This is a genomic window from Streptomyces sp. NPDC101225, assembly GCF_044767585.1.
Lineage (GTDB): Bacteria > Actinomycetota > Actinomycetes > Streptomycetales > Streptomycetaceae > Streptomyces.
The window spans coordinates 42,960-56,029 of sequence record NZ_JBIWOE010000050.1; the positions used below are offsets into that span (position 1 = coordinate 42,960).

The following is a 13,070-nucleotide window of genomic DNA, read 5'->3' on the forward strand; positions in this document are numbered from 1 at the left end:
TACCTCTGACTACGGCCGTAGGCCCTGTGGGACTCGAACCCACAACCAATGGATTAAAAGTCCACTGCTCTGCCAATTGAGCTAAGGGCCCTTGGCGATGTTGCCTCCCCGAGCATAGCCGGACACGGCCGGGACTCCGATCGGGTATCGGAGACACGGCCGTGGCGGAGGTGAGGATCGGGCCGCAGTGTCAGGGATCCACCTGTTCGGCGGAGGCGCGGGAGGCCCCCGCGCGGGACGCCTCGCGGGCGAGGGTGCGGCGGTGCCCGGGGTTGAGGAACCAGTGCCGGGCCGACGCCAGCCACCACACCGACGCGAAGCCGAGGACCACCAGCACGGCGACCGGGGCGTAGTTGAAGCTCTCGCCGGTGACCGGCGAGACCTGCGGCAGCATGAAGAGGATCGTGATGGCACCCACCCACGTCACCGAGACGACACCGATCGGCCGCGACCAGCGCCCCAGGTGCCAGGGCCCGCGCTCGAAGGCGTCGCCCTTGACCAGCCGCAGCAGCGTCGGGATGACGTAGGCGATGTAGAGGCCGATCACGGCGACCGAGGTCACCGCGGCGTAGGCGGTGTAGTTGATCAGATACGGCAGACCGAGGACCAGCGCGCCCGCCGCGGCCAGCCACACCGCCGCCACCGGCGTCCGGGTGCGCGGGCTCACCGTGTGCCACACACGGGAGAAGGGCAGGGCGCCGTCGCGTGAAAAGGCGTAGATCATGCGGCTGTTGGCCGTCACCGACGCCATCCCGCAGAACAGCTGCGCCCCGACCACGACCAGCAGCAGAAGCTTGCCCGCGGTCGCACCCAGCGCGTCCAGCAGGATCTGCGCGGGCGGCGCGCCGGTCGGCGACGCCAGCTCCTTGTCGTAGGACTGGATGGCGAAGGTGAAGCCGAGCAGCAGCACGAAGCCGGCGATCCACGAGGTCCAGATGGAGCGGACGATGCCCTTCGGGCCGGCCGTCGCCGCCTCGTGCGTCTCCTCCGTCATATGGGCGGAGGCGTCGTAGCCGGTGAAGGTGTACTGCGCCATCAGCAGACCCAGCAGCACGACGTATGTCCCGCTCCCCCAGCCGGTGTTGTTCACGAACTTCGTGAACACGAAGGACGCCGACCGGTGGTGGTCCGGCACGAAGGCCAGCGCGCCGACGATCACGCCCACGCCCAGCACGTGCCACCACACGCTCACGCTGTTGAGCAGGGCGACGATCCGCACACCGAAGGTGTTCAGCAGGCCGTGCAGCACCAGGATCCCGGCGAAGAGCAGGATCGTGCGCCCCGGCGTCACCTCGAAGCCGAACTGCAGGTTCAGCCAGGCGCCGAGGAAGGACGCCGCGCCGAAGTCGATGCCCGCGGTCACCGCCACCTGGCCGAGCACGTTGAACCAGCCCGTGAACCACGCCCAGGCGGCCGCGGAGCGCGGCGGCGCGAGCCGGTGCGCCCAGAAGTACAGGCCCGCCGACGTCGGGTAGGCCGAACAGATCTCCGCCATGGACAGCCCGACGAAGAGCGTCATCAGGCCCACGGCGATCCAGCCCCAGGTGATCACCGCCGGACCGCCGGTGTTCATGCCGAACAGATAGAGCGTCAGACAGCCCGAAAGGACCGAGATGATCGTGAAGGAGACCGCGTAGTTGGAGAACGCCGACATCCGGCGGGCGAGAACCTGCGTGTAGCCGAGCTGGGCCAGCCGCTCTTCGTCAGACAGCCCACTCACCTTGGCGTCATCTGTCATGTCCCCAGCAATTCCCTCACCGGGAGCGTGACATGCGCCGAAGGGCCCGCACGACCACAGTCGTACGGGCCCTTCCTCGGCGCTGCGTCAGACGTCAGCCGTTGCGCTTCCAGCGCGGCTTGTCGTCCCGGCGGCCGTAGGAGCCGGAACCGGCACCGCGATGGTCGTCACGACGGCCGTACGGACGGTCGTGGCCGCCGGAGCGGAAACCGGGACGGTCGTCACGGCGGTCCCGGTTGAAGGGACGGTCGCTGCCGCGGTGGCCGCCGCGGTCGTCCCGGCGGTCGTAGGAACGCCCGGACGGACGGTCGTCCCGGCGGAAACCCCCACGCTCGCCGTCCCGGCGGTCGAAGCCACGACCACCACGGTCGTCACGACGCTCGAAGGAACGCCCACCACGGTCGTCACGGCGGTCGTCCCGGCGGAAACCGCCACGCTCGTTGTCCCGGCGCTCGAAGCCACGACCACCACGGTCGTCACGACGCTCGAAGGAACGCCCACCACGGTCGTCACGGCGGTCGAAGCCACGGCCGGAGGCACGATCGTCACGGCGGAAGCCGCCACGGTCGCCGTCCCGCCGCTCACGACGCTCGTACGACGACGCCTGCGCCCGGTCGACATCCTGCGCCACCGGCTGCTCGGGCACCGACCCCCCGGGCGCCGCAGCGGCCTCCGCCTGGGCCTCGGCGACCGCGGCCACCGGGTCCTCACCGCGCTCGCGAGCGACCTGCGCGGTCAGCCGGTCGGCCTCCTCACGCAGCTCGGTCGCGCGCCGCTGCGCCCGCTCCAGCTGCTTGCTGAGGTGCGAGACGTCACGCTCGGCCTGCTGCGCCGCGTTGCCCGCGGACTCGGCCTGGACCTCGGTCATCGAACGGGCACCGGTGATCTCCGCGACCTCCGGGGCGAAGGCCGTACCGGAGTTGATGATGTGACGCCCGGCGTCGACGCCCGCATCCTCCATCAGCCGGAAGATCTGGCGGCGCTGGTGCGGCAGGGAGAGCGAGACGACCGTGCCGGTACGGCCGGCGCGGGCGGTACGGCCGGCACGATGCAGGTAGTCCTTGTGATCACCGGCCGGATCGACGTTCAGCACGAGATCGATGCCGTCGACGTGGATACCGCGGGCCGCGACGTCCGTCGCCACCAGGCAGTTGACGTAACCGTCCTTGAAGTCCGCCAGCGTCCGGGTGCGCGCGCCCTGCGTCATGCCGCCGTGCAGCGCGTCGGCCTTCACCCCCGCGTCGCGCAGCTGCTCCGCGACGCGGTCGGCACCGAGCTGGGTGCGCACGAAGATGATGGTGCGGCCCTTGCGGGAGGCGATCGCGGCGGTCACCGGCGCCTTGTCCTTGGGCTTCACGATCAGGATGTGGTGCGACATGGTCGTCACGGCACCCTGCGCGGCGTCCACCTCGTGGCTGACCGGATCGTTCAGATACCGGTCGACGAGGGTCTTGATCTCGTTCTCCATGGTCGCGGAGAACAGCATCCGCTGGCCGCCCGCCGGAACCTGGTCGAGCAGCTCGGTGACCTCGGGCAGGAAGCCCAGGTCGGACATCTGGTCGGCCTCGTCGAGGACGGCGATCCGCACGTCCTCCAGGGAGCAGGCGCCGCGGTTGATGATGTCGCGCAGCCGGCCCGGGGTGGCGACGAGGATGTCGACGCCGCGCTCCAGGGCGTAGATCTGGTTGCCCATCGACGTACCGCCGCAGACGACCTTCATCTTCAGGCCGAGGACGTCGCCGTAGGGCTGGAGGGCGTCCGCCACCTGCATGGCGAGCTCACGGGTCGGCGTGAGGATGACCGCACGCGGCTTGTGCTTCTCGGTGCGGCCGCCGGCCAGCGTCGCCAGCGTCGGCAGACCGAAGGAGAGGGTCTTGCCGGAGCCGGTGCGGCCACGGCCGAGGATGTCCTTGCCCGCCAGGGCGTCCGGAATGGTCGCGGCCTGGATCGGGAAGGGGGTGGTCACGCCGTTCTGGGCGAGCTTGCGCACCACGCCCTCCGGGAGACCGAGATCCGCGAAGGTGACCTCGGGAGCCTCGTCCACCGAGTCGTTCTCGGGCACGACGGCGTGATCAGTACTGGAAATGGACATGCGTAAGCGAAACCTTCCGGAGTCTCGTCGGCACGCGCCCGTCAACTCCGTGATTCGCATTACGACCGCCTCAATGCGGTCCGCCACGGCAAGGGAGAGTACGCGCCACACGGCGCGCTCTGCGGTGGCGCCGGGCAAATGGGATCAAACGATCTACCACCATACGCACCCACCTGCCCCGAAGGCAAACCGAGCCCCATAGACGTACGTCACACCGCTCCACGGCGACGGACGACGGACGGCAGACGCGCACCAGGAGACGGCAGACGGCACAACTCTTCGCTACGCCGGCGAACCCGCCGCCGGCGCCGGCTCCCGCACCGCCAACTGCGGCGCCGTCTCCTGGTGCGCGGACGACGACGGCTCCGCGACCGACGGCTCCGGCGAGGCGGAGGCAGGCTGCTCGCTGGGCGTCGGCGGCGGATCGACCGGGCGCGTGGGAGCAGACGTCACCCGCGTCGGCGTGGCACCACCCGGATCCTGCGTCCTGCCGGGCCCGCCCACCACCGGGACAGCCCCGTCCTCACCCACCGACGGCGAGGCCGAGGGGGACGCCGACTCCCCCGCCTTCTCCTCCACCCCGCCACCGTCACCACGCCTTCCGCCAGCCGCGACACCCCTCCCGCCACCCCGGCCGGACACCACCGAACCCCCGTCCGGCGCCTCGCCGCCGCGCTCCCCCGCCGAGTGCGACGGCTTCACCGCGCCACCCCCGTCCTCACCCACACTCATACAGCCGGCGGCAGCGGCGACCGCCATGACCGTGACAGCCAGACGGACGGGTACGTACACGGAGCGCACGGGAAGCCACCTCCGGGGTGAGGAAAGAAGTCGACCTGCCCAACTCCCGCCGCCCGCAAGAGGACACGCGCCAGGACGCCCACCCCGGTCACCCGTACCCGAGGGCGTGCAGACGCGTGTCGTCGATACCGAAGTGATGCGCGATCTCATGCACCACCGTCACCTCGGTCTCCGCGACCACATCCTCCCGCGACGCGCACATCCGGAGCGTCGGACCCCGGTAGACCGTGATCCGGTCCGGCAGCACACCGGCGTACCACTCACCCCGGTCCGTCAGCGGAGTGCCCTCGTACAGCCCGAGCAGCTCGGGCTCACCCGCAGGCGGTTCGTCCTCGACGAACACCGCGACATTGTCCATCAGCCGCGTCAGCTCCGGCGGAATCCGGTCGAGGGCCTCGGCCACCAGTTCCTCGAACTCCTCGCGCGTCATCTCCAGCACAGGCCCATTGTCGGCCACGACCCGTCCGTACGAGAGTCATGAGACGACCCGCATATCCGCGCACCCCCGCGGGCATACGGGACCAATGGCCCGCGTCCCCGCCGCCTTGAACGCCCTGAACCGCCTCAGGAGGGCCCCGCACGCCCTCACCCGCAGATCCCGCACACCCCGCCCGCGACCACCCCTCGCCCTCACCCCGCAGCAGCCGGCCTGGCTCCGCGCACTGGGCCTGGCCGCCGTGGTCCTGCTCGGCGCCTGGCTGGGACTGCTGGTCGTCGGCAACGTCCGGGTCCCGGTCGGCCCCATGAACACCACGATGACCCTGCGCCCCTCCCTCACCGGCGGCACGAAGATCAACGTCTCACCCCTCGGCGCCCTCCAGCTCGACAGCCACCACGCACCGGTACGGCTGGACGTGAACGTCGACCAGCTCGACCCGGCCCGCGCCCAGGCCCTGGTCGACCACCCCGAGCGCCTCTCCGGCCTCCAGGACGAAGTCGCCCACGACGTCGAGCACGGCACCCGCGACCTGGCCCTGCGCTCCTGCGTCGCCGTCGTCTCCGGCGCCACCGCCCTCGGCCTCGCCGTCTACCGCCGCCCCCGCCGGGCACTGGCCGCCGGCGGCACCGCCCTGGCCCTCCTGGTGGCCTCCGGGGCATCCGCCTACCTGACCTGGAACCCCGAGTCCGTCCTCGAACCCAAGTACTCCGGCCTGCTCTCCTCGGCCCCCTCCCTGGTCGGCAACGCACGCAACATCGTCACCGAGTTCGACGTCTACCAGAAGGAGCTGGCACGTCTGGTGACCAACGTGACGAAGCTCTACGACGTCACATCCACCCTGCCCGCCTACCAGCCGGACCCCTCCACCGTGCGCGTCCTGCACGTCTCGGACATCCACCTCAACCCCGCCAGCTGGAAGATCATCGCGTCGCTGGTGGACCAGTACAAGGTGGACGTGATCGTCGACACCGGCGACACGATGGACCACGGCACGGCTGCGGAGAACGGATTCCTGGACCCGGTCGCGCAACTGGGAGCTCCCTACGTCTGGGTCCGCGGCAACCACGACTCCGACGCCACCCAGCGCTATCTGTCCCGCATGAAGAACGTGCACGTCCTCGACGACGGCCGGGCGCAGACGGTCGCGGGCCTGCGCTTCGCCGGCATCGGCGACCCGCAGTTCACCCCCGACCGCTCCAACCCGCGGGGAGCCGACCAGTCGGAGGAGCTGGCGGGCGACCGGCTGGCCTCGGCACTGCGCGACCAGAAGAACGCGGGCACCCCGGTCGACGTCGCCATGGCCCACGAGCCGTCCGCGGCCCGCGAGGTGGACGGCGAGGTACCGCTGGTCCTGTGCGGTCATCTGCACCACGAGGGCGACGAGATCCTGAAGTACGGCACCCGGCTGCGGATGGAAGGCTCCACCGGAGGCAGCGGCCTGCGGGCCCTGGAGCAGAAGTACCCGGCCCCGATCGAGGCGTCGGTCCTCTACTTCGACCGGAGCACCCGCCGGCTCCAGGCGTGGGACGCGATCAAGCTCGGCGGACTGGGCGAGACGACGGCCGAGGTCACCCGGCACCTGCCGAAGGAGAACCAGCCGGGAGCCGCTCCGTCGACCTCGTCGACCCCCTCGGGCTCGTCCTCCGTCTCCCCCTCCCGCACCTCCACGCCCGCCTCACCGGCCCCGGGGGCCTCGGCCCCCTAAACCGTTTTGGCGATACCTCCCGCCATCCCATATGCTTCTCACGTCCCCGACGCGCTGAGAAGCGCCCAGGCGGGCCGATAGCCCTCATCGTCTAGCGGCCTAGGACGCCGCCCTTTCAAGGCGGTAGCACGGGTTCGAATCCCGTTGGGGGCACGCAATACGGTGTGCGACACTGTCGTACGCAACAGCTTGGTCCTGTGGAGCAGTTTGGAGTGCTCGCCACCCTGTCAAGGTGGAGGCCGCGGGTTCAAATCCCGTCAGGACCGCCGAGATCTTTCCGAAGATCTCATGGCTGGGTAGCTCAGTTGGTACGAGCGTCCGCCTGAAAAGCGGAAGGTCGCCGGTTCGACCCCGGCCCCAGCCACAGTCAAGGCCCCGATCCCCGGATCGGGGCCTTGTTGTACATCTAGTGGATCAAGCCCGGTACGAGCGATCGCGTCCGCTGCCCGGGAGCCGAGCTCCCCGGCTTGCAGCTCGTGCCGCCGATGGCTTCGGCGGAAACGGCGCATCCAGCCCTTTCGCGATCAGCGTCAGGGCAGGGACCTGTGACTCGGCCCCGCAGACCCATGTCCTCCAGCCGCGAGCGGCGATGACATGGGACGCATTGAGGTCTGCGTGCTCGACGAAGCCGCAGTTCCTGCACGAGAACTCGGCCTGGCTGGGCCGGTTCCGGCTGTCGATGTGATGGCACCGCGAGCACTCCTGGCTCGTGTATGCGGGGTTCACGTGGATCAGCGGGACTCCTGCCCGGTGCGCCTTGTAGGCGATGAAAGCGGCGAGTTGGCCGAAGGCCCAGGAGTTCACCGTGACGCGTTGGGGCTTTCTCAGCCGGGCCCGTCCGCGGATGCCGCTCAGGTCTTCGAGAGCGATCCCGCGGCCGGTGCGTTGAGCCTCCGCCACGATGTGTTTGCTGATCTTGTGGTTGATGTCCCGGGTTCGCCTGGCTTCCTTGCCGGCATGCCGCTTGGCTCGTCGTTGTGCGGAGCGAGTGCCCTTTCTCTGGAGTCGGGTGCGCAGGTTCCGGTCGTTGGCGCGGGTTCGGTTGAGTCGCCTGCCGCTGTGTCGGTGCTCTGTGGACGTGGTGGCGATGTTGGCGATGCCGAGATCGACACCGATGAACCCCCGCGGGTCGGGGTTCGGCGCCGGGTCGGGCAGGTCGATGGTCGCCAGGAGGTACCAGCGCCCGCCCTCGGTCAGGAGGTCTGTCTCGCCTCGGCGGTGCTGGGCGAGCAGGCGGAGGTGATCTTCCCTGCCTGCATAGGGGACGTGTTTGAGGCGACCTGCGGTGGTCCAGATGGAGACGGTGCGTTGTTCCGTCTGCCAGGACAGCATGCGGTCGTCGTAGGGCTGTGCCGCGTGGTGGCGGAAGGTGATGGGTTTGGTGGTGGCTGCCGTGCGGCGCTTCGAGCCCGGTCGCCCGAGGTTTCCGGCTTTGATGTTGCCCTTGAGTGCGGCGTAGGCGTCGCAGGTCTTCTTGATGACATGCTGGGCGGCTTGGGCGCCGAGTTTCCAGTGGTTCTTGACGTGCGTGTATGTCCGGGTGCGGAGGGCTCGGTTGTTCTTGATCCCGCTGGTGAAGGCGAAGGCGGAGACGTGGTTGGCGGCCTGGTTGCAGGCGCGCAGGGTTGCGTCGAGGGCCGAGGCCTGTTCGGGCGTCGGCAGCAGTTTGATCCGCAGCGCCAGTTTCACGAACAAGGAATCTAGGTCGTGTCGTGTGTTCGATCGGGCGTTTCCGGCTCCGTTCACCGTGGGGAGCGATCTTTCGAACAGGGAGCCGATGTGCGGGGCGATGAGTCGGGACGATGCTCGGGCCATTCGGGATGCCGAGCCGAAGACGGACCGGGCGATACAGGGGCGAGCCGGTGAGGGTGCGCGCCGGCAGCCGGCCGTGCCCGGCACCGCGCCGACCGGTCGGCGGGCCGCGTGAGGCGTCGGGGACAAACGCCCCGGTGAGGCATCGGGTACAAATCGTTCGCCACGGATTTCCCGGGGATGAGATCCTGGACCGCGTATGTCTACGCACCCTGCCCCCGCCACCCCGGCCCTCGGCACCCTCGCCCCCCGCCTGACCGAGCTCTCCCTGCGCGACGCGCAGCGGCTCGGGCGCAGGCTCGAAGGCGCGCGCAAGATCCGCAAGCCGCAGGCCCGCGCCGCCGTCCTCACCGAGATCGAGGCCGAGATCGCGAAGGCCGAGGAGCGGATGGGCGCTCGGCGCGGCCGGCTCCCCGCCGTCTCCTATCCCGAGCAGCTGCCGGTCAGCCAGAAGAAGAGCGAGATCGCCGACGCCATCCGCGACCACCAGGTGGTGATCGTCGCGGGTGAGACCGGTTCCGGCAAGACCACGCAGATCCCGAAGATCTGTCTGGAGCTGGGGCGCGGCGTGCGCGGCATGATCGGGCACACCCAGCCCCGCCGTATCGCCGCGCGGACGGTCGCCGAGCGGGTGGCCGAGGAGCTGGACACCCCTCTCGGCGAGGCCGTCGGGTGGAAGGTCCGCTTCACCGACCAGGTGAACCAGGACTCGACCTTCATCAAGTTGATGACGGACGGCATCCTGCTCGCCGAGATCCAGACCGACCGCGAGTTGCGCGCCTACGACACGATCATCATCGACGAGGCTCACGAGCGGTCGCTCAACATCGACTTCCTGCTGGGCTACCTGGCGCAGTTGCTGCCCAGGCGGCCCGATCTGAAGGTCGTCATCACCTCCGCGACCATCGATCCGGAGCGCTTCTCGCGGCACTTCGGCGACGCCCCGATCGTCGAGGTCAGCGGGCGGACGTATCCGGTGGAGGTCCGCTACCGCCCTCTGCTGGAGGAGGACGGCGACGACGCCGACCGCGACCAGGTCACCGCGATCACGGACGCCGTGGAGGAGCTGATGGGGGAGGGCAAGGGCGACATCCTCGTCTTCCTCTCCGGTGAGCGGGAGATCCGGGACACCGCGGACGCGCTGACGAAGAAGCAGTACCGCTTCACCGAGGTCCTCCCTCTCTACGCCCGTCTCACCCACGCCGAGCAGCATCGGGTCTTCCAGCCGCACACCGGGCGCAGGATCGTTCTGGCAACGAATGTGGCCGAGACGTCCCTGACCGTGCCGGGCATCAAGTACGTCATCGATCCCGGCTTCGCCCGGATCTCCCGCTACAGCCATCGCACCAAGGTCCAGCGGCTGCCCATCGAGCCGGTCTCCCAGGCCAGCGCCAACCAGCGCAAGGGCCGCTGCGGCCGTACCAGCGACGGCATCTGTGTGCGGTTGTACTCGGAGGACGACTTCCTCGCCCGGCCGGAGTTCACGGATGCGGAGATCCTGCGGACCAACCTGGCCTCCGTCATCCTGCAGATGACCGCGGCCGGCCTCGGCGACATCGAGAAGTTCCCCTTCATCGACCCGCCGGATCACCGCAACATCCGCGACGGCGTGCAGCTGCTCCAGGAGCTGGGCGCGCTGGATCCGGCGGAGAAGGACGTACGCAAGCGGCTGACGCAGACCGGCCGCAAGCTCGCCCAGCTGCCGGTCGACCCGCGGCTGGCCCGCATGGTCCTGGAGGCCGACCGGAACGGCTGTGTGCGCGAGGTCATGGTCATAGCCGCCGCCCTGTCCATCCAGGACCCGCGCGAGCGCCCTTCCGAGAAGCAGGCCCAGGCCGACCAGCAGCATGCCCGTTTCAAGGACGAGAGCAGCGACTTCCTCGCCTATCTCAACCTCTGGCGGTACATCAGGGAGCAGCAGCGGGAGCGGGGCTCCAGTTCGTTCCGGCGGATGTGCAAGCAGGAGTACCTCAACTTCCTGCGCATCCGCGAGTGGCAGGACATCTACTCCCAACTGCGCACCGTCGCGAAGCAGATGGGCATCCAGCTGAACGAGGACGACGCCCCCGGCGACCGGGTCCACGTCTCGCTCCTGGCCGGCCTGCTGTCCCACGTCGGGATGAAGGACGTGAAGGACGGCAACAAGAACGACTACCTGGGCGCGCGGAACGCCAAGTTCGCGATCTTCCCCGGTTCGGCCCTGTTCAGGAAGCCGCCGCGGTTCGTGATGTCGGCGGAGCTGGTGGAGACGTCCCGCCTCTGGGCACGCGTCAACGCGAAGATCGAGCCCGAGTGGGTCGAGCCCCTGGCCGAGCACCTCCTCAAGCGCACGTACAGCGAGCCGCACTGGGAGAAGGATCAGGCGGCCGTGATGGCGTACGAGAAGGTGACGCTGTACGGCGTGCCGATCGTGGCGCAGCGGAAGATCAACTACGGCCGGATCGATCCGGGGACGAGCCGTGAGCTGTTCATCCGCAACGCGCTCGTGGAGGGCGACTGGCGCACGCATCACAAGTTCTTCGCGGACAACCGCAGGTTGCTGAGCGAGGTCGAGGAGCTGGAGCACCGGGCCCGGCGCCGGGACATCGTCGTCGACGACGAGACGCTCTTCGACTTCTACGAGGCCCGGGTGCCCGAGCATGTCGTCTCCGGGGCCCACTTCGACTCCTGGTGGAAGCGGAAGCGGCAGGAGGAGCCGGAGTTCCTGGACTTCGAGCGGGAGATGCTCATCCGGGAGTCGGCGGAGGCGGTCACCAAGGCCGACTATCCGGACTCCTGGCGGCAGGGGCAGTTGAAGTTCCGGGTGACGTACCAGTTCGAGCCGGGCGCGGACGCGGACGGCGTGACGGTCCATGTCCCGCTCCAGGTTCTCAACCAGGTCACGGACGAGGGCTTCGACTGGCAGATTCCGGGGCTGCGGGAGGAGTTGGTGACGGAGCTGATCCGCTCGCTCCCGAAGCCGATCCGCCGCAACTACGTGCCGGCGCCGAACTTCGCCAGGCGCTTCCTGGACAGTGCGGTGCCGCTGCAGGAGCCGCTGACGGTCACCATGGCGCGCGAGCTCAGGCGCATGGTCGGTGTGCCGTTCGAGGCGGGCGACTTCGACTGGTCCAAGGTGCCCGAGCACCTCCGTGTCACTTTCCGCATCGTCGACGAGCGGCGCCGGAGGGTGGCGGAGGACAAGGATCTGGAGGCGCTGCGGCTGCGTCTGAGGCCGAAGGCGCGCCAGGCTCTCTCCCAGGCCGCCGCGGCCACCGCGTCGCGTCGGGGCGGCGAGTCGCTGGAGCGTGCGGGGCTGACCGACTGGACGATCGGCGCGCTCACCCGTGTCTTCGAGACGCGCCGGGCCGGGCAGCCGGTGAAGGCGTACCCGGCGCTGGTGGACGACGGTGACACGGTCTCGGTGCGTCTCTTCGACACCGAGGCGGAGCAGGCCGAGGCGATGTGGCGGGGGACGCGCCGGCTGATTCTGCGCAACATTCCGGTCAGTCCCGCGAGGTTCGCCTCGGAGAAGCTGACGAACGCGCAGAAGCTGGCTCTGTCCGCGAACCCGCACGGTTCGGTCCAGGGGCTGTTCGACGACTGCGCGACGGCCGCGGCGGACAGGCTGATCGGGGACTTCGGCGGCCCGGCGTGGGACGAGGAGTCGTATCGCAAGCTGTATGACAGGGTGCGCGCGGAGATCGTGGACACCACGGTTCGCGCGGTGGGTCAGGTGCAGCAGGTGCTCGCCGCCTGGCAGGCCTGTGAGCGCCGTCTGAAGGCCGTGCGGAGTCCTGCGCTGCTCCCGAATCTCCAGGACGTCCGGGGGCAGCTGGACGCCCTTGTGAGGCCGGGGTTCGTGACGGAGGCGGGGCTGCGCCGGCTGCCCGACCTGATGCGCTATCTGGTCGCCGCGGACCGCCGCCTGCAGCAGATGCCGACGAACGTCCAGCGGGACACCACGCGCATGGAGAAGGTCCACGAGATGCGGGACGAGTACGCGTGGCTGCTGGAGCAGCTGCCCCAGGGGCGCCCGGTCCCGTCCGCCGTCACGGACATCCGCTGGATGATCGAGGAGCTGCGGGTCAGCTATTTCGCGCACGCGCTCGGCACGGCGTACCCGGTCTCCGACAAGCGGATCGTGAAGGCGATCGACGCGGTGGCCCCGTAACCGCCTGTGCACGCCGGGTGAGTTCGACCGGGGACCCACCCTCCTGTACAGTCTCTTCTCGCAGCGCAACGCACGAATCGCCCTGCAGCATCTGGTCCTGTGGAGCAGTTTGGAGTGCTCGCCACCCTGTCAAGGTGGAGGCCGCGGGTTCAAATCCCGTCAGGACCGCACAGTGGGACGAGGGCCCGCACTCGCAAGGGTGCGGGCCTTCTCCATGTCCATGCCCGTCGTCCGCTCGCCCATTACCTTCCTCGTAGAGCCCGGTTCGGGTTCGTGGCCTTCGGGGCCGGTATGACTCTTTGCCCCTGTCCTTGATGATCCGGGGGGTGC

General features: G+C 69.4%; 6 protein-coding genes and 5 tRNA genes. 6 read left to right on the forward strand and 5 right to left on the reverse strand.

Annotated elements, in window-relative coordinates; all coding sequences use genetic code 11:
- Positions 1-18 precede the first annotated feature (18 nt).
- The 4 genes from ACIRPX_RS40270 to ACIRPX_RS40285 form a co-directional block, all read right to left on the reverse strand.
- A tRNA-Lys gene (locus ACIRPX_RS40270) sits at positions 19-91 on the reverse strand.
- 99 nt (positions 92-190) lie between these two features.
- Positions 191-1,738 carry an amino acid permease gene (locus tag ACIRPX_RS40275; RefSeq protein ID WP_404204815.1) on the reverse strand — a complete coding sequence of 516 codons (1,548 nt, stop codon included), beginning with the start codon at positions 1,736-1,738 and terminating at the stop codon, positions 191-193.
- A 94-nt stretch (positions 1,739-1,832) separates the two neighbouring features.
- Positions 1,833-3,830: a DEAD/DEAH box helicase gene (locus ACIRPX_RS40280; protein WP_404204817.1), complete on the reverse strand. Its 1,998-nt coding sequence runs from the start codon at positions 3,828-3,830 to the stop codon at positions 1,833-1,835.
- Between the two features lie 889 nt (positions 3,831-4,719).
- Entirely contained in the window at positions 4,720-5,070 is a 351-nt protein-coding gene (locus ACIRPX_RS40285) for a metallopeptidase family protein (protein WP_404204819.1), read from the reverse strand.
- A gap of 85 nt (positions 5,071-5,155) precedes the next feature.
- Here ACIRPX_RS40285 and ACIRPX_RS40290 point away from each other — a divergent pair, with 85 nt between their 5' ends.
- From ACIRPX_RS40290 to ACIRPX_RS40305, 4 genes are all read left to right on the forward strand, one after another.
- Complete coding sequence (locus ACIRPX_RS40290) at positions 5,156-6,775, forward strand: metallophosphoesterase (protein WP_404204821.1); 1,620 nt, start codon at positions 5,156-5,158, stop codon at positions 6,773-6,775.
- An 80-nt stretch (positions 6,776-6,855) separates the two neighbouring features.
- Positions 6,856-6,928: transfer RNA gene (locus ACIRPX_RS40295), tRNA-Glu, on the forward strand.
- Positions 6,929-6,966: 38 nt separating this feature from the next.
- Positions 6,967-7,041: transfer RNA gene (locus ACIRPX_RS40300), tRNA-Asp, on the forward strand.
- A 24-nt stretch (positions 7,042-7,065) separates the two neighbouring features.
- Positions 7,066-7,139: transfer RNA gene (locus ACIRPX_RS40305), tRNA-Phe, on the forward strand.
- Between the two features lie 50 nt (positions 7,140-7,189).
- On the opposite strand, the gene ACIRPX_RS40310 is transcribed toward ACIRPX_RS40305, so the two are convergent.
- Positions 7,190-8,464, reverse strand: a complete 1,275-nt coding sequence (locus ACIRPX_RS40310; protein WP_404204823.1) for an RNA-guided endonuclease InsQ/TnpB family protein — start codon at positions 8,462-8,464, stop codon at positions 7,190-7,192.
- 322 nt (positions 8,465-8,786) lie between these two features.
- Here ACIRPX_RS40310 and hrpA point away from each other — a divergent pair, with 322 nt between their 5' ends.
- On the forward strand, positions 8,787-12,740 hold the full coding sequence (hrpA, locus tag ACIRPX_RS40315) for an ATP-dependent RNA helicase HrpA (RefSeq protein WP_404204825.1): 3,954 nt from the start codon (positions 8,787-8,789) through the stop codon (positions 12,738-12,740).
- Positions 12,741-12,833: 93 nt separating this feature from the next.
- Positions 12,834-12,908: transfer RNA gene (locus ACIRPX_RS40320), tRNA-Asp, on the forward strand.
- The last annotated feature ends 162 nt before the right edge of the window (positions 12,909-13,070 follow it).

What these genes read in the sequence shown, in the direction of transcription:
- ACIRPX_RS40275 (WP_404204815.1), bottom strand. Translation starts at nt 1,738, where the DNA reads ATGACAGATGACGCCAAGGTGAGTGGGCTGTCTGACGAAGAGCGGCTG.
- ACIRPX_RS40280 (WP_404204817.1), bottom strand. Translation starts at nt 3,830, where the DNA reads ATGTCCATTTCCAGTACTGATCACGCCGTCGTGCCCGAGAACGACTCG.
- ACIRPX_RS40290 (WP_404204821.1), top strand. Translation starts at nt 5,156, where the DNA reads ATGGCCCGCGTCCCCGCCGCCTTGAACGCCCTGAACCGCCTCAGGAGG.
- hrpA (WP_404204825.1), top strand. Translation starts at nt 8,787, where the DNA reads ATGTCTACGCACCCTGCCCCCGCCACCCCGGCCCTCGGCACCCTCGCC.